Below are 16,527 nucleotides of genomic sequence, written 5' to 3' on the forward strand. Positions count from 1 at the left end.
ATACTAGCGGTTTATCCCCAAATAACGCCGTTCAGCGTAAATCCGAGACAAAGCTGTTCCACAAGAGCCGCTTTTTTTTATTTTTACAATATGAAATTACAAATAAAAAATTTTGCAAATATTGCAGTGGGGATTTTCGCCCTGCTCGCCTTTACTGCGACTGCTAATGCCGCAGATGTCGTTGCACCCACCGGAGCAGACCGTGCTCTCACCGTCAACGACTTTATGCCACATAAGGCTCTCTCCAAAGAATTTAACGAAACCTGGAGCTACCAGTTCGTTTTCGATAACGGCACCCGAGCTTTTGTGAACTACTCGCTCCTTCACGTTCCGGGATCGGGCCGCAAAATCGGTTGCGATTTGAGTTTCTGGAACTTCAACGGAAAAACATACTCCGTAGGTCGCCAGTATCCGCCCGAACGCCTTGTCGCCAACAAGGAAAAAGCAACCATCACCATCAAGACCGATGAATACCTGCTCGAAAACAAGCCGGGCAAAGGACATCGCGTTTTTTATAGCGCGGACAAGGGTGGAAAATTCCTCCTCGACGTGACGTTTGAAAGCGCTGTATCGGGAATGGTTCCAGGTGACGGCATCTGGACATACGGCAGTCAAAAATTCGCCCAGTACATCCATATTCCGTATGGCCGCGTTACAGGCAAGATTGCCTACAACGACGATACTTTGACGGTCAAGGGCTACGCCTACATGGACCAGACGTGGCAAACCGCACAGGCGACAGACATGGCGGTGCGTACCATCAATTTCAGCACAAGCGACAAATCCCCGATGCATGCCGGTCGCATTACGCTTACTACGGAAGGCCAGCTTATGGGCTATGCTCTTTTTAACGGCCCCCAAGGTATGAAGGTCGCCATCCCGACAAAGATCAAGGAAGGCGGAACGGAATACAACGGTAAAAAGTTCCCGAAGACAACCTTGGCGTTTGAATGGAAAAATGGTGTCACGCCTTTAGTGTTCCCCGTAAACAAGGTTTTGCAAAAAGCATCGCTTTTGGACAAGATTGACGGCTGGTTTGCAAAGAAGGCCATGAAGGTCGCAGCAGGCGGAGAAGTCTTGTTCTATCGCGGTCGTAGCCAGAATGGGCTTGGCAAGAATATTGACTGGGCAATCACCGGGGTCAAGGATTAATGACAAAATTTAGACCCTGCATCGACCTGCACGATGGAAAAGTAAAGCAGATTGTTGGGAGTTCTCTCTCCGATAGCGGAGCGGGACTCCAAACTAATTTTGAGACAGACCGTTCATCTGCATGGTTTGCAGAACTCTACAAGAACGACAACATCAAGGGCGGGCATGTCATTATGCTCGGCAAGGGAAACGAAAGTGCGGCAAAGGACGCACTTTTGGCGTATCCGGGCGGACTGCAAGTCGGCGGCGGAATCAACGCACAGAACGCTCGTGAATACATCGACGCAGGCGCATCGCATGTGATTGTGACGAGCTGGATTTTCCCAGATGGAAAGCTCGACCGCGAACGCTTGGCCGAACTTGTGCAAACTGTCGGCAAAGAGCATTTGGTTTTGGACTTGAGCTGCAAACGCACAGGATTTGTCGATGGAAAACCGCAATGGAAAATTGCGACGAACCGTTGGCAGACGATTATCGACATCGAAATCAACAAAGAAACGCTTGAAGACCTCGCACAAAGCTGTGACGAATTCTTGGTTCACGCTGCAGATGTCGAAGGCAAGCAGCAAGGCATGGACGACGAGCTCATCATGTTCCTCGCCGAGAATAGCCCCATCCCTGTCACGTATGCTGGCGGCGCAAAATCGCTAGAAGACTTGAAACACTGCAAAGAAATTTCGAACGGAAAAATTGACCTCACCATAGGCAGCGCTTTAGACTTGTTTGGTGGCAAAGGAGTGAAGTATGACGATTGCGTCAAGTTCAACAAAGCTCAAGACTAGTGACAAGTTGGATTCTCGCCCCGCCATCTTTGGACGTAAGGTCACGAGCACCTTCCGCAAGATGTTTTCGTTTGACCATAGGCCGCCCGGCAATATCCGTACTTGCTGGATTCCGCCATTGGTGTTCCTCACGATTATCATCAATTTCCCGAGACTTTTGAAGTTGCGTTTTTACTTGAAAGAAGAACGCAAGCGTAGAGATCCGAACGATGTACGCATATTATTTTACTCGGACAACTTGGACGAAACAAACGGTATTGCTAACAATCTGAGAAACGTCATTCCATACATGCGTAACCATGGAATGAAGGCTTACCTCGCCGGAAGCGCATTCAACACTCGCCCCTGCGGTGTCGTCGAAAACAGCTATTGCATTTTGCTGCCTCGCTTGTTCACCATGGAACAGCTCGGATACGCCAATAGCGAACTTGCCATTCCTCGAATTTCGCCGGCATTGCGGTTGCTCAAGCGTTACCCCATCGACATGATTGAACTCGAAACGCCGAGTCCAGGAGCTTGGGTCGTTTGCTTTTGCGGCATGATTGCAGGCATCAAGGTGTTTAGCCATTACCGCACCGACGTGCCCACTTACGCCAAAACGCTTGTGAAAGCTAAATGGATGCATACATACGTGCTTTGGCTCATGCGTATTTTCTATTGGATGGCGCGCCCCGTCATTAGCCCTTGCGAAGACTATGCAAATATTCTCGAAAAGGAATTAAAGGTTCCAGCGAATCAAGTGAAAATCCTGCCTCGCGGACTCCCCTTGGAAAGATTCTCGCCGGAATTGCGCGGCAAAGGCGTTTGGGAAAAATTCGGCAGCGAACGCAGCTTAAAGAAAGTGCGTTTCGCATTTATCGGGCGTATTTCCAAAGAAAAGAACCTGGAATTTTTGAACTCCGTTTGGGACAAGTTCTCGGCGAAATTTGACGATGTAGAGCTTATGTACGTCGGCTACGGCTGGTATCTTGAAGAAATCAAAAAACGGTTCAAAGACAATCCAAGCGTTTGCTTTGCTGGCGAACAAGGCGGCGAGATGCTCGCAAGTCTTTACGCAGATGCGGACTTTTTCTTGTTCCCGAGCACAACCGATACGTTTGGAAACGTTGTTGTCGAAGCGATGGCCGCAGGAACCCCTGCAATCGTCAGCAATTACGGCGGTCCGAGAAGCATTGTGCAAGACGACAAGTGCGGTCGCATTTTGCCGATTGATGAGGCTAAGTGGATCGAGACATTGGAAGAATGCCGAACAATCAAGCTCGAAAAGCAAGATGTCTATGAACAGATGCGAATCGACAGCCACGAACGCAGCCAACGCTACACGCTTGAAAGCTCGACGAAAACGCAGTTCGAATACTTCAGGAAACTGAAGCAAGAAACGTACAGGATTTAGGTTAGACGATAGACGATAGACGAAAGATTATAGTTTGACAGCGAAGTTTCGACTTTTCTCATCTCGTCTTTGCATTCCGTGCAAGACATTTCGCCTCAGTTATGAAATCATGTAAACTAGCTTTCGTAACATTGCCTCTCTCGTCTAATACAACCATTATTCCTAATACCTAAAACCTATTACCTAACACCTACATCCAATGACACCCCATTCCTTAAAAAAGCTGTGCAAATGGTTCAAGGAGAACGCGGCGGAATTGCCGTGGAGGCCTGCGGACTTGGACGCGCCCCGTGATCCGTATGCGGTATGGATTAGCGAGACGATGTTGCAGCAGACACAAGTTTCGACTGTCAAGGATTACTTTATCCGCTGGATGGGACGGTTCCCGAATGTGGAAACGCTTGCAAAAGCAGATGAAGCAGAAGTATTCAAGTATTGGCAGGGGCTTGGTTATTATAGTCGTGCTAGGAATATACTGAAGACCGCGAAGATTGTATGCGAGGAAAATTTACAGGATCCCCTTCGCTCCGCTTCGAGGATGACGTTGAATGAGAATGCTCGGGTGGGATGCAAAATGCCGGAGACCCGCAAGGAACTGGAAGCGTTACCGGGAATTGGCGCTTATACAGCAGGGGCAATTTTAAGCCTTGCCTACCATAAACGCGAAGCGATTTTGGACGGAAACCTTGTTCGAATTTTCAGCAGGCTTTATGAGCTTGCTTTTTTGCCGACGGATAAAGTAGAAAAAAGGAGATGCCCGATTAAATCGGGCATGACAAGTAACGAAACGGGCATGACAGAAAAATCTTCCTCCGAGATTTATTGGGGATATGCGCGGGAGGTGGCAGATTCGCCGAAAGCATACATGCACAACGAAGCTTTAATGGAGCTTGGCAGAACCGTTTGCAAGACAAAGTCGCCGCTCTGCGAAACATGCCCACTCCATAAAGAATGTCGTGCATTTTTGGATGGCCGCACGGCTGAATTTCCGCCCACAAAGAAGCGCACAGAAAAAAGCTGGCACGGAACAGTGCTCGTTATCGAAAGTGCAGACGAAAAAATTCTTGCTGTAAATGGTGGCCAAAAATTTTTGGACGGGCAGCTCGCTTTGCCCCATTTTGAAAGCGTTCGCGGAGCAACGGTCGGAATCCCTGCACAAGCAGAAGAATACATCAACGCGGATGATGTCGAATCGGTCAATGATTGCGGAACATTCCGCCATAACATTACCGTTCACAAAATCGAATGCAATGTGCTGCACATGCGGCTTACAACAACAGCAAATAATGCGCACTTGCCAAAATCTAAAGCGAATAGCGACAAGTCTGCCGTATTTGAATGGATTGAAAAAGCGAAAGCCTTTGAGACTTTCGCGAACAGCTTTAGCTTGAAAGCTTTAAAGAAAGTGTTCTAGAATATTTAAGACCATTCGCTAAAAAGCTTTCTTTGCAGTGCAGAAAAATCGCATACGACTATATCCACCATTCGGTGCTTGCTTTACTTCATCACCAAGAGCTTGAATGATGGTTCCAGCTAACGAAATCCCCCACTTCGGGAAGCGTTGCTCAAAAGTGGCATCCCAGAACCAGTCGCCCTTTACGATAAGCGGGTCTTGAGAACGAAGATTCCATTGCGCGTCGCTTCGGTATCGCAGAGAATGAGAAATGCGGAACGTTTTTCGAATCAGCCAATCAGCATTGAACGAAACGAAAAATTCCGAGGGATTGACTTCAAAACGTTTTTCATTACCATCAATGCGTTCAAAACCCGCAAGTGCAATAAACTTGAGCATATCCTTGTACCAAAGTTTTAACCAAAATTCTCCAGTCACACCTTTTATCCAAGAATTGATGCGTCCAGCATCGCCATGACGGAACAAGAAATCGACATCTTTAACAAATTCACTTACATCAAATGTTTCTGCACCATATTCTGCCCAAAAACTACCCCGAACGCCAAACCCAAGGAAATTCGTGAGAGAATCTTCAAAACGGACATACCCTTGCAATAAATTCATGTAGCCATCGGCGGTAAGCGAGATCGTATCACCGTCAAAATATTCATGTGTATCCGCCAAAGGATTCAAACGCGTTCCAGCAATGTTTTTTGCGCCCACTGTAATATTCATTTTTTCAAAAGCAGGAACCTGATATTCAACGCTATCTTGCACAAGCCAATCTCTATCGTTGATACCGAACATTACATCAAACTTGAGCGGTTTCATTGGAGCAAAACGCATTTCAAGGAACGGCCACAATACACGATCACTCTGTAGGCCCGTATAAACCACGCCATCATCATCGACAAAGCGAAATGCAAGCCCTGCTGAAAGTTGTAGCATACCGCGCTGACAACTTTCACCGCAATTATAAACGACAGATCCATTTACTTCATGGCGTTCACCAGATTCGTTTTTGCGCAGGTCCTGATATTCCGCATTTTCATAAACAAGCGTTGTCGAAAAATTGCCAAAATCCGCACGCGCTTCAATACGCGGTTTATACTTTATCGGAATCCATCTGGAACTTTCAGAAAAAATCCATATGTATTCCATTCCTGCAAGAACAAACGCATTTATAAAATCGTTTCTGTATCCAAGGCCACCGTAAGCAGAGCTGAACATCGGCCAGTTTTCACCAAAAAGCGAAAAAGATTTACCTACCAAAAATCTTCGGTACGATCTTGCCGAAGAAAAACAATAATGATCATCTTGAAATAAACGGAATGTCGCCCATAATCCATGAAACAGCGGTGAGCGGAAGCCACCTTCCAAAATAGGGGTTCTATTCATAGGGCGATCTTTTTTTTCTATTAAAAAATCATTATAAATCATATCGCCCAATTCGTTACCAGATTTCATCCAAATTGATGGTGTTTCAATAGGATCCCAGTTCGGCAAAACAGACAAGCGATTTAAAAGCTGACGGTAACGTAACTTGCGCGGAGTCCACAGTTCACTTTCAGAATGGATTCCTCCTGCTCCAAGAGCACGATCAAAATAGAACGTAGGCGAGCCCACCAAAAATGTTCCATCGTCGCGGGAAACAACTTCCAAGCCATCCATTTCCGCATCGACAGACGCAAAGGAGGAACAAGCCCAAATAGCCACAATGACAATTATTTTATTCATAAATAATTTCATCACCAAAGGCTCCTTTCTACAGTAACTCCAGCAGACAACATATTAGAACGTTTCGGAAGAGTCCAAAGTTGTTCCCACATTACATGAAAACCTGCACTATATTCTTTATACTTAAACACAGGCAGATTAATTCTTACAAACCAGCCAAATTCGGTTTCGTTATCAACCAACGTACCACCACGGAGGTCACTATTTTCTTTATCCGTATCAGCACGTGTCCAGTTACAAGTAAAGCCCCCCCCAAGAACAACAGGATGAATAAGTTTCCATTTCCAATCAACACCAACTCGTCCTATGAACTGATGAACACCATCGTAATATATATCTGTATTCGGCTTAAAATAAGCGTATTGGAACATCACAATACCATCCACGTCTTCCCAGTAAGTGTAGCGAATGCCGACACCACCATACAAAGCATTTTTCACGGCATCCATCAGGTCGCCCATCGGATAAAGTTCGCCCCCATCAAGAATGACAGACAAATGCGAAAAAGAAACATCACTTTGAACAGCCGCAGAATCATTTCGAAATTGGAGTGGATCCTCCGCATGCAAAAACGATACCAAGCCTAAAGCAAGAATCGTAATAAGTTTTTTCATTTTTTATATTCCAAAGCTTGTGCGAAAAAGCCATCAAAACGAGAATCTTTCTGTCCTGGTAAAACAGACGGCCCCACTTTTTCAAATTCAGGATGAGCCTTGAGGAAGCGAGCGATAACGCGTGTCGTTTCAACAGGATCAGGGCTGCAAGTCGCATAAACGAGACGACCGTTCGGAGCGAGTGCCGTTGATGCGTTTTCAAGAATCTGGAATTGCAATTCAGCAATTTCATTAATAGATTCCGGAGTCATGCGATAGACGGATTCCGGACGACGCGCGATAACACCCATGTTGCTGCAGGGGACGTCAAGGAGGATGCGGTCGAAAAGGTATGGGCTATGGGGTCGGTCGCCTTCGGCTCCCTCTGGGGTATGGGCTACTGCGGCGAGGTCGAGGACTTCGGTTTTGATATTTGTGAGGCCGAGGCGATTCATCAGGTCTTGCATTTTTTCAAGTCGCGAAGCAGACGAATCGCTCGCGAAAATTTCTAACGAGCTATCCATTTCAGCCATGAGGGCAGTCTTGCCGCCGGGTGCGGCACAAGCGTCCCAAACTTTCAAGCCGGGCTTCAAGTCAAGGAGTTTCACGACTTCGAACGCAGACGGATTCTGAAACGAGAATTCGCCTTTCACAAATTCTGGCGTGGCAAGCAATAGCTTCACGCCGACATCACGTGGAATTTCAATGTAGCGATCGTACAGAATCGACGAACCCGTGATACCGAGTTTTTCGGCAAGCACCGGTGCGCTTGTTTTTTGCAAGTTCACACGAATCCATTCCGTCGGGCGATCGAGCGTTGCTTTTGCCAAAACTTCGGCACGGTCACCGCCATACACATCAAACCAGCGACGTACAAGCCATTCAGGCACAGAATTTTCGATACTTACGCGACGCACACGCTGTGGCGGAAGCGCGGGTTCGCCTTGACGGCGAGCCGTGCGGAGTACAGCATTCACAAGACGCGCAGTGCTTTCGCCAAGATTTGCAGACTTCGCAAGTTCCACGCTTGCATTAATCGCCGCATAATCAGGAACGTCCATAAAGAACATCTGGAAGATACCCATTTCAAGAATCACACGAGCTTCGAGCGATGGCTTTTTCTTGGTGAGCGACTTGACGAAATATTCGAGATACAAGTGCCTACGGCAAACGCCCAAAGCAAGTTCCATCGCAAAGGGTGAGAGTCCGCTTTCCTTGATGAACGAGCCATCTTTTAGCCAAAGCAAAAGGACTCGAAAGGCTTCTTCACGTTCCGTTAGCAAAATTGAAGTTCCTCGCGTTTTTGGATACCTCGCATAAAGTCTGCAACGGGCATGGGCTTTTTGCCTTCGGCCTGAATTTCAATTACTTCGAGAGCGCCCTCGCCAGTGCCAACAAAGAAGCGATTGTCCTTAAATTCGACAACGCCAGGAGCAAGCTTCGGAGCATTTTCTGGAGTATCCGTCTTGCGGAGATAGACCATGCGACCCCCAAGCTTCCCGTATCCGCCCGGCCACGGGTTAAATGCACGTATGCGGTTGTGGATCGTGAGTGCCGGCAAACTGAAATCAATCAAACCTTCTTCTTTCTTGATTTTCGGAGCGCCACTGGCCTGAGCGTGGTCTTGCGTCAAATCTTTTTCGCAGCCGTTCTTGAGTTGGTTAATCGCATCGTCCAACGCATCGCAGCCCGGAGCGACCATTTTGTCGAGCAAGCTTGCGGTCGTATCCTGATGGTCAATCACAACCGTGCGCTGGGCAAGAATCGGACCATGATCCATCTTTTCGTCCAAACGGAAAACCGTTACGCCTGTTTCTTTGAGGCCATCGGCAATAGCTCGTTGCACCGGAGCAGCACCGCGATATTTCGGAAGCAAACTACCGTGAACGTTCACCGCACCAAATTTTGCAACACCCAAGATGTTCTTTGGCAAAATGGAATAAGCCACGACGACAAACAAGTCGGCATCGTATTTACGGAGGTCCGCTTCGAATTCCGGCGACTTCAAGTCCGTCGGCTGCAACACAGGCAAATTACAGTTAAGAGCAGCCACCTTTACAGGCGGAGGCGTAAGAACGCGGCCACGGCCCGCCGGACGATCCGGCTGCGTGACAACGGCTAAAACTTCGTTATCGGAAGCAATCAAATGCTCCAAAAAATGCGCCGCAAATTCCGGCGTTCCCATAAATACAATTTTCATATTGTAAAATATAGTTTTTAAGAAGATTCCCGTCGGAGTTTATCTCGGTCAAGGGACAGGAATGGCAAAGACATTGAACAATTCAATTTGACGCAATACGCAGCAATTTACGCTCTACGAATAGTAGGAACACTCGCCAAAAGCTTTTTCGTGTAATCGTTCTGTGGATTCGAGAGAACATCATCAGCAGCCCCATGTTCCACAGCATGGCCAAAGTACATCACAAGTACTTCGTCGCTTAACGCACGGACCACTTGCATGTCATGACTAATAAACAAAATGGAGAGTCCTAGTTCGCAACGCAAATCATCAAGCAAGTGCAAAATCTGCGCCTGCACAGACACATCCAAAGCGCTCGTCACTTCATCGCAAAGCAACACCTTGGGACGAACCATTAAGCTACGCGCAATGCAAAGGCGTTGACGCTGCCCCCCCGAAAATTCATGCGGAAACTTGTCCATTGCCCCCGTCGGGAGCGAAACACGGTCCAAGAGTTCCTTAGCACGCTTGCAAGCATCATCAAAAGGAATGCCACGGGCAACAACGGGTGCTGTCAAGATTTCAGCCACAGTCTGTCGCGGGTTCAAGCTGCTAAACGGATCCTGAAAAATCATCTGCACCAAATCCGAAACACGAACAAAATCCTTCGCCGTCCCCACTTTTCCATTTTTCACCGAAAATCCGAATAAATTAACATCACCCTTAGCAATGGGCACAAGTCCTACTAGCGACTTCACAAGCGTTGATTTACCACAGCCCGACTCTCCCACAATCGAAAGAATTTTCCCCTGCGGTAGCGAAAAAGAAACATTGTCAACAGCAGTAAAATAATCCTTGACCTTGCTGAAAACGCCACCGCGAATCGGGAACTTTACCGTAAGTTCGTTCACCTCGATGGCCGGAACTGCCTTATCAAAATTTTCGATGTTCATCAAGCGTCCAATTCAAGCATCTAATTCGGCTAGAGCATCTTGAACATTCTTTTCGGTCGCAATCAAGATCTGGCGGCACTTGCGCAAAAGCTGCGTAGCCTCTTGAACCTCCACAGCAAGTTCATCAATTTCCATCTCGGAATTGTCTATTTTCGAGAGAATTTCCTCTAAACGTGCCATTGCGTTTTTATATTCAAAATTTTGCTCACTCATATCGACGAATATAGTTAGATTTAAACCAAATGAATTTGTTCAATCGTTACTTTTTGCCTTTTTTGATGACCGCGATGTTTTTCGGTCTATTCCTTGTCGGTTGCCTTGACGCACCGGACTATCCAGAGACGTTTACGCCTGTTGATTCTATCCGTATTTTAGTGAAACAAAAAGGGGATTCCTTCTCGACGCAGCTCAAGGTTCATCCTTCCGATTCGGCAACTGTCACAGCAAAAGTCATTCCCGAAAAATACCAAAACGATTTGACTTTCGAGTGGTTTTATACTAGCGAAAAAAAAGACAGTTTGCTTGGGCGCAACTCAGAATACTCTTTTTACGCAGCGAAATCCGAAGCAGTAATTCCAAACAAACTCATAACATCCGACAAAGAAGGAAACAAGGACACACTGGGATTCAATGTTATCATCAACTCGCCGCCAGTACTTTCTGACTCCACGATACCCGCCAATGGTGACACGCTTTACGGTTCACAAAATTCCGCATTTTTGTTTGCATGGTACAGTATCGACATGGACATGCTTAACAACGATACTTTGTTTCACATTCTAGAAATTGACGATCGTCAATTCGATGTCGGGACTCTTTTGCAAGTGAAGCAATCCGGCTTGAAAGCGGGAAAACATAAATTCCGCATTATCGTGCAAGACCTCTACGGAGACACGGATACGCTTGACTACAGAAATTTTTACGTGATTGACACTTTGGAGGCAAAATGAAGTACGTTCAAACATTTTGCATTGTTGTCGCCGCATGGATTTTTCAATCATGCTTTAATTCCAATGACCATATTTTTGACGAAGATGATTCCATTGAAATAAGTGTTGACGCAAGCCTTTCGCACACCATGTACACGCTTACGCCTAGCATAAAAGCGGATACATTCAATATTCATGACACTATCTATTTTATAGCATCGATTACCCCCAATAAAAATTTTCGTGTACAAGATTACCATTGGCTCATGGATGGAGAATTTTGTTCTTCGGAATACAATTTTAAAAAGCAAATCACAGAACCAGGCTATCATAAATTCAAGTTTGTTTTAAAAGACAACTTTGGCGATATGCACTATGACTCGTTAGACGTATGGATAGCAGATAATCCTATTCTAAACGATAGTGCATTCATCCCAGCCCAAGGGACACAGGCCATTGATCCTTACGAAACAATTTACTTCACATGGAGTGCTAAGACCGAAGGGATTCGACTCGCCCATCATTTTCATTTCACGTTGAGCGAAGACGATTTCGCCTATTCAGGATTTCACTCAGAATCAAAATTCACTCCCATTGATACAATTCTAAACGAGCCACACTTTGAATATCATAATGAACTAAATCCGTTAAAAAAATACAACTGGACCGTTCAAGCATTCAATGAATACAACTTGGCATCTGTAGAAAAAATTGAAAGCTTCTTTTACACCAAGGGATTAACAGGAGAAGGTTCTCTACAAGCAACCATCAACACAAACCTACAATTCTCCATACCTATACAGCTATCGCTTCAAAAGAAGAACAGCGCAAGCAACATTTTCAAATATGATATATCACTTTCGCCATCTAAAAACAAAATATCGCTCGGAGCAATATCAGCGGGTGCATACGAGCTAACAATTCAGTCTAATTATCCAGACTTTGAAACCATAAAAAAAGATGTCAACATTCGCGACGGATTCGTTACAGTCCTAGACAACATCAAATTAATTGATTCTATTCCTCCCTCCATAATATCCGTTTCAAATCTCGATACTCTTGATTTCTCAGATACATTAAAATTTATCATAAAAGATGGAAGCGGAGAAATCAACACAAAGAATACAATGGTTCATCTAGAATCCGACCTAATCACAAACCTATTCTACAAAGACAGCATTTTAAACGTAATTCTCAAAGATACGGACAAGAGCTGGACATACCGTATTCTGACCATTTCAGCGATCGACGGAAGCAACAACACTACCAAAAAATCGTTCTATATTCAACCTTCTCCGCTCTGGTTTGCAACAAACAGTGATACGACCATTACAAGTGACGAAAAAATTCTTTTGTTCATCAAAGACTTCAACCCATTCGAGTTTAGCGTAGAAACATTACAATTTTACAATGTCACCAAAAACGAAAGCATCATCTCTGTTTCAAATATTGAAAAGGCGTCATTTTCCGCAGAACTTGAAGCAAGTCTATTCGACAAAGAACAAACTATAGAATCTATAATCATTTATACAAACGGAATGAAGCAAAGCAAGAGATGGAAACTTTTCGTCAAGGAATCTAAAACGAAGGAGGAAGATTAATGAGATTTCAATTTTATTCTCTTTCGGTATTTTTTTCGATAGTTATCTTTTTGCTGATGATTTCATGTTCAGATGCCGAAATACATTCTTCTGATACACCGGAATTATCACAGTCCATTTTCATTGTTCCAGAGAACTACTTCGGAGAACCATACAATCAATATTCATCCTCCGAAAACTTCTACGTTGATCTTAACGAGAAAATCAGGGTCTGCGGAATTTACGCCATTGACAATAAGTATATCCCTACAGATCAGTCAGCTTCATTCTACAATTCTAACAAATGGCATCTCGACAATGAAGAAATCAACACGAACTCGTTTTACTACACATTTAGCAAACCGGGAATCCATAAAATTTCACTTGAAACCATAGGCATTCTTGAAGACACGTTGGTTTCCCACGCAAATGTTTATGTCAACACGCCTGTCACCGTTGCACTCCAGTCGCCAGCAAACCACTACAATCAAGTTAATGGAGAAAACGCGGCTGGGCTTGAACTTTCATGGAAAGTTTTTGGAATCGACCCTTGGGAATCTTCTGTTTGCATCGTTTACGCCAGTTATTACAAAGAAACCATTTGGGAACGAGCCTTAGGCGAAACGGATTGTTCCGAAAGCGTCGAACTAATAGGAAGGCTCAATTTGGACATAGACGAAAATGGAAAAGAAGTCAACCATACTACTGACAATTCGACAATTTATTGGGGAGTTCGGGCCATCACGAAAAACGAACGGGGCAATATTGAACAGAATTTCAGCGATGTTTTCAGTTTTTCTACAATACTGGAAAATAACGATAAAGCCATTATCGAAGTTCCTGTCGCTTGCATGCACAGCCAATATCCCGAAAAATCGCAATTGAAAGGTGCATTCATTTCAAGCACCGGTGACACACTCGCCAAATTTTCAAAAATTAACGCAAATTCAGTCATTCGGAAAACATTACCTCCGCAATCTAACGTTAAAATCGTTGTCTGCGACAGCGTTCTTACAGAATATGGCTGTAATTCCATGACCATAAATTTGCCATCAAGTACCAAAACAACAACGGACACGCTATTCCTGCAAGATAAAATCAAGCCCAACATGGTTCCCTCAGCAACAGAACTTCCGACATCTTCTCTAATAAATTTTTTCATTCTCGACAACGGCTCCGGTGTCAACGCATCAAAAATTACAGCCATCATGAATGACGATACACTTACAACCTACTTTGACGAATACACTTTATCCATACCCAATACATGCAAAAAAGAATGCAATCTTTCAATCTACGCCGAAGACTACGCAAAGAACAAGGCTCCCGAAGTCTATTGGAAAATCAAGGTCAACAAAACCATAACGACAATTGATGGACCTTATGCAAAAACGGAGGATAAATGATGTATTTCAAAAAAGCCTCCTTTGTAATTGTATTTATATTAATGGCAATCTATGGAAACTTGTTTGCACAACAGCAAGCCCAGCCAAAGACGCGCTACCTGCACATTTCGACAAACCCTTCTACCGTTGACCTCTATACCGACGCCCAACTTGTCGATTTTGCAAACCAGCCCAATTACACGTCGCCAGCGTTCATTCCCGTTCCCGACGGAAAAGACAACATCACCATTTCTTTTTTCCATACGGATTACGCCGATACGACCATCAATATAAAGTTATCCTCTAACGATACCTCTTACATTATAGTCGCACTCCGCCAAACTTATGACGAAGAAATTCTACTTTCGCAACAAGAAACGCTTAAGCATCGAAGCAGGCGCAATCTAGGGCGCCATCTCCAATGGTTTTCAATTCTCCCTTTTAGCATCGGCAGTATTTCAACAATCGTCACGCTGTACAATATCAGTAAGGCAAACGATCACAAAAAAGCTATGGAAAACACGCGTTTCAAAAATGAAAATTACGACTCGCACATGCGAGAATTTGAGGACCACAGAAACAGTGCTAGAACAGGGAAAACAGTTTCCAAGATTTTTTTCGGAACAGGTTTATTGCTCCTTTCCGCAGGGTTTATTCTTTCATTCTAGGTAGAATATGAAAAAGATTTTCTTACTCATCACAATCGCTTTAGCCGCCGCCTTCGCCGAGCCCGAAGGAAAATACGTCGATGTGGAACTCTTGTCGGGAACGCATCAGCGTGCTAAATTTTTAGGCATCGAAAACGATACCGTAAGTCTTGGCGGGTACATTCAAAACAAGTTCACTGTCGTTAAAATTGCAAAGAAGCAATTCAAAAAAATTGTAGATGAACAAGGAAACGACTTGCTGAACAAAGCAGACGATTCCAAGCCGGCTACAAAAACAGAAAACAAGGTCGAGCCAGAACAAGCAAAACCTGTAGCCACACAGACAGAAGCGGCCCCCGTAGAAAGAAAAAATGCAGAACAAGCGAAAAATGCCGCCGATTCTTCAAAAGCGGAAACATCAAGGAATGAAGCGAAGAATAATGATGCAAAAAAAGCTGAAACAGCAAAAATAGAATCGAAAAAAACAGAACCATCGAAAGAAAAAGCAGAACCAAAGGATTCCACAATAAGCAAGCAAGCATCAAACGAATCTCCTGAAGTTAAAGAAGCTAAAGCAAAGCCGATCATTAAAACAGCACTCGTCGCTTACAATGGTGACAATGTTGAAAAATCCTTTGCAGACCAGTTCACCGCACTTACGGCACGCCTTTTATACGAATCTGGAGAAAAGCCGCAAATCATCCGTAAAACGGACATCAACAACTGCAATGACAATGTTTGCGTTCAAAGCGAACTTGCATCAATGGGCTTCAACTCCATCTATTTCGGTGAAATCACGCCAGTCATCAGAACCGATAGCCTCCGCTTAAACCTGACGCACGTTCTTTACGAGGATTCTCTCCCGACATTGCACCGCGCCACGCTGACTATTTCTGAAAGTTCCGCTCTCAGCGAAGCCATCACGAACAACAAATTAAAAAATCAGCTTCTGGATGCCCAAGGCAAAAAGATTGTCAAGACGAAAAAAGACAGAAGCTACATTCACGTCGAAACGGATCCTGACGGTGCAACAATTTCACGAGCAGACAAAGATGCCATCTGCAAGTCACCCTGCACATTCGTCACTACCGACACATCGAAATTCACGCTTTACGCTTACTGGAACGTCGATAGGCACCTTTGGGGCACAAGCACAAGCATCCATCCTCTCCCGGGCGACACCACCCATGTTTCGCTCAAACTCAAACGCGTTTCTCCCGAAATTCGCATTCAGACATTCCCCGAAGGAGCCAACATCTATAAGGCTGGCTCCCCCATCACCAAGCGATCCAAGGTCATCGCACAAACGCCCGAAAAAATTCCCGCCTACGAAATGGGCACGGACAGCATCATCATTCGCAAAGCCGGTTACCGCGACACGCTCATAAGTTTCTTCGTCGCCCCCGTTCCGCAAATCGACTTGAGCATCGACCTGCAAAAGCTCACGGATTTCGACGAAATCGAAAAGCAGAACAAGTGGATTCGCGACAAGAAAATGCAGACTATCGGCGAAGCGTTCATCGGCGGAGCCGCAGGAACAGCGCTCATCGGAGCCTTGTTCATGTACCTCGCCCATCTGGATTACAACGATGCCGACGAAATCAAGAAAGAACTCAAGATTCCGGGATCTGTCAAAGGTGAAAATTACAGGAACAAAGTTTCAAAGAACCATAAGCTTGTAAACCAAGGCGACAACAAGGCCATCGCTGGAGGCATCTTGCTAGGAACTGCAGCCGCCCTTCTCGGCGTCGGCATCTACTTTGTATTCTAACATTCTCAGCAAAACAAGTTTTTGTCACCTCGG

At 45.1% G+C, this 16,527-nt stretch carries 15 protein-coding genes; 9 read left to right on the forward strand and 6 right to left on the reverse strand.

What is annotated here, in order from left to right; all coding sequences use genetic code 11:
- Positions 1-90 precede the first annotated feature (90 nt).
- The 4 genes from IKG78_RS17300 to IKG78_RS17315 all read left to right on the forward strand — a co-directional run bounded on the left by IKG78_RS17300 (position 91) and on the right by IKG78_RS17315 (position 4,741).
- The gene (locus tag IKG78_RS17300; RefSeq protein ID WP_290945803.1) at positions 91-1,152 is read left to right on the forward strand and encodes a lipocalin-like domain-containing protein; all 1,062 of its coding nucleotides are present in this window, start codon (positions 91-93) and stop codon (positions 1,150-1,152) included.
- The gene (gene hisA, locus IKG78_RS17305) at positions 1,152-1,934 is read left to right on the forward strand and encodes a phosphoribosylformimino-5-aminoimidazole carboxamide ribotide isomerase (RefSeq protein ID WP_290945805.1); all 783 of its coding nucleotides are present in this window, start codon (positions 1,152-1,154) and stop codon (positions 1,932-1,934) included. The genes IKG78_RS17300 and hisA overlap by 1 nt, the downstream gene beginning before the upstream one ends.
- On the forward strand, positions 1,897-3,327 hold the full coding sequence (locus tag IKG78_RS17310; RefSeq protein ID WP_290945807.1) for a glycosyltransferase: 1,431 nt from the start codon (positions 1,897-1,899) through the stop codon (positions 3,325-3,327). The genes hisA and IKG78_RS17310 overlap by 38 nt, the downstream gene beginning before the upstream one ends.
- Before the next feature lie 277 nt (positions 3,328-3,604).
- Entirely contained in the window at positions 3,605-4,741 is a 1,137-nt protein-coding gene (locus IKG78_RS17315; RefSeq protein WP_290945809.1) for an A/G-specific adenine glycosylase, read from the forward strand.
- Between the two features lie 18 nt (positions 4,742-4,759).
- Here IKG78_RS17315 and IKG78_RS17320 read toward each other — a convergent pair whose 3' ends face one another.
- The 6 genes from IKG78_RS17320 to xseB form a co-directional block, all read right to left on the reverse strand.
- Entirely contained in the window at positions 4,760-6,457 is a 1,698-nt protein-coding gene (locus IKG78_RS17320; RefSeq protein WP_290945811.1) for a hypothetical protein, read from the reverse strand.
- 11 nt (positions 6,458-6,468) lie between these two features.
- Positions 6,469-7,071, reverse strand: coding sequence for a hypothetical protein (locus IKG78_RS17325; protein ID WP_290945812.1), 603 nt, complete (start codon positions 7,069-7,071; stop codon positions 6,469-6,471).
- Positions 7,068-8,333: a transcription antitermination factor NusB gene (locus IKG78_RS17330; protein WP_290945814.1), complete on the reverse strand. Its 1,266-nt coding sequence runs from the start codon at positions 8,331-8,333 to the stop codon at positions 7,068-7,070. Before IKG78_RS17330 ends, IKG78_RS17325 begins: the two co-directional genes overlap by 4 nt.
- Positions 8,327-9,250 (reverse strand): methionyl-tRNA formyltransferase, encoded by a 924-nt coding sequence (gene fmt / locus IKG78_RS17335; protein ID WP_290945815.1) that lies wholly within the window; start codon positions 9,248-9,250, stop codon positions 8,327-8,329. The genes IKG78_RS17330 and fmt overlap by 7 nt, the downstream gene beginning before the upstream one ends.
- Positions 9,251-9,357: 107 nt before the next feature.
- A complete protein-coding gene (locus IKG78_RS17340) occupies positions 9,358-10,182 on the reverse strand; it encodes an ATP-binding cassette domain-containing protein (RefSeq protein ID WP_290945817.1) in 825 nt (274 codons plus the stop codon).
- A gap of 12 nt (positions 10,183-10,194) precedes the next feature.
- A complete protein-coding gene (gene xseB / locus IKG78_RS17345) occupies positions 10,195-10,362 on the reverse strand; it encodes an exodeoxyribonuclease VII small subunit (RefSeq protein WP_290945819.1) in 168 nt (55 codons plus the stop codon).
- Between the two features lie 62 nt (positions 10,363-10,424).
- Here xseB and IKG78_RS17350 point away from each other — a divergent pair, with 62 nt between their 5' ends.
- The 5 genes from IKG78_RS17350 to IKG78_RS17370 are packed head-to-tail and all read left to right on the forward strand — an operon-like array spanning position 10,425 to position 16,494.
- On the forward strand, positions 10,425-11,132 hold the full coding sequence (locus IKG78_RS17350) for a hypothetical protein (protein WP_290945821.1): 708 nt from the start codon (positions 10,425-10,427) through the stop codon (positions 11,130-11,132).
- Complete coding sequence (locus IKG78_RS17355) at positions 11,129-12,712, forward strand: hypothetical protein (protein WP_290945823.1); 1,584 nt, start codon at positions 11,129-11,131, stop codon at positions 12,710-12,712. Before IKG78_RS17350 ends, IKG78_RS17355 begins: the two co-directional genes overlap by 4 nt.
- Positions 12,712-14,097, forward strand: coding sequence for a hypothetical protein (locus IKG78_RS17360; protein WP_290945825.1), 1,386 nt, complete (start codon positions 12,712-12,714; stop codon positions 14,095-14,097). Before IKG78_RS17355 ends, IKG78_RS17360 begins: the two co-directional genes overlap by 1 nt.
- Positions 14,098-14,138: 41 nt before the next feature.
- Complete coding sequence (locus tag IKG78_RS17365; RefSeq protein WP_290945827.1) at positions 14,139-14,744, forward strand: hypothetical protein; 606 nt, start codon at positions 14,139-14,141, stop codon at positions 14,742-14,744.
- Between the two features lie 7 nt (positions 14,745-14,751).
- Positions 14,752-16,494 (forward strand): hypothetical protein, encoded by a 1,743-nt coding sequence (locus IKG78_RS17370; RefSeq protein WP_290945829.1) that lies wholly within the window; start codon positions 14,752-14,754, stop codon positions 16,492-16,494.
- Positions 16,495-16,527 lie beyond the last annotated feature (33 nt).

The sequence above is a fragment of the Fibrobacter sp. genome (genome assembly GCF_017545445.1).
Classification (GTDB): Bacteria; Fibrobacterota; Fibrobacteria; order Fibrobacterales; family Fibrobacteraceae; genus Fibrobacter.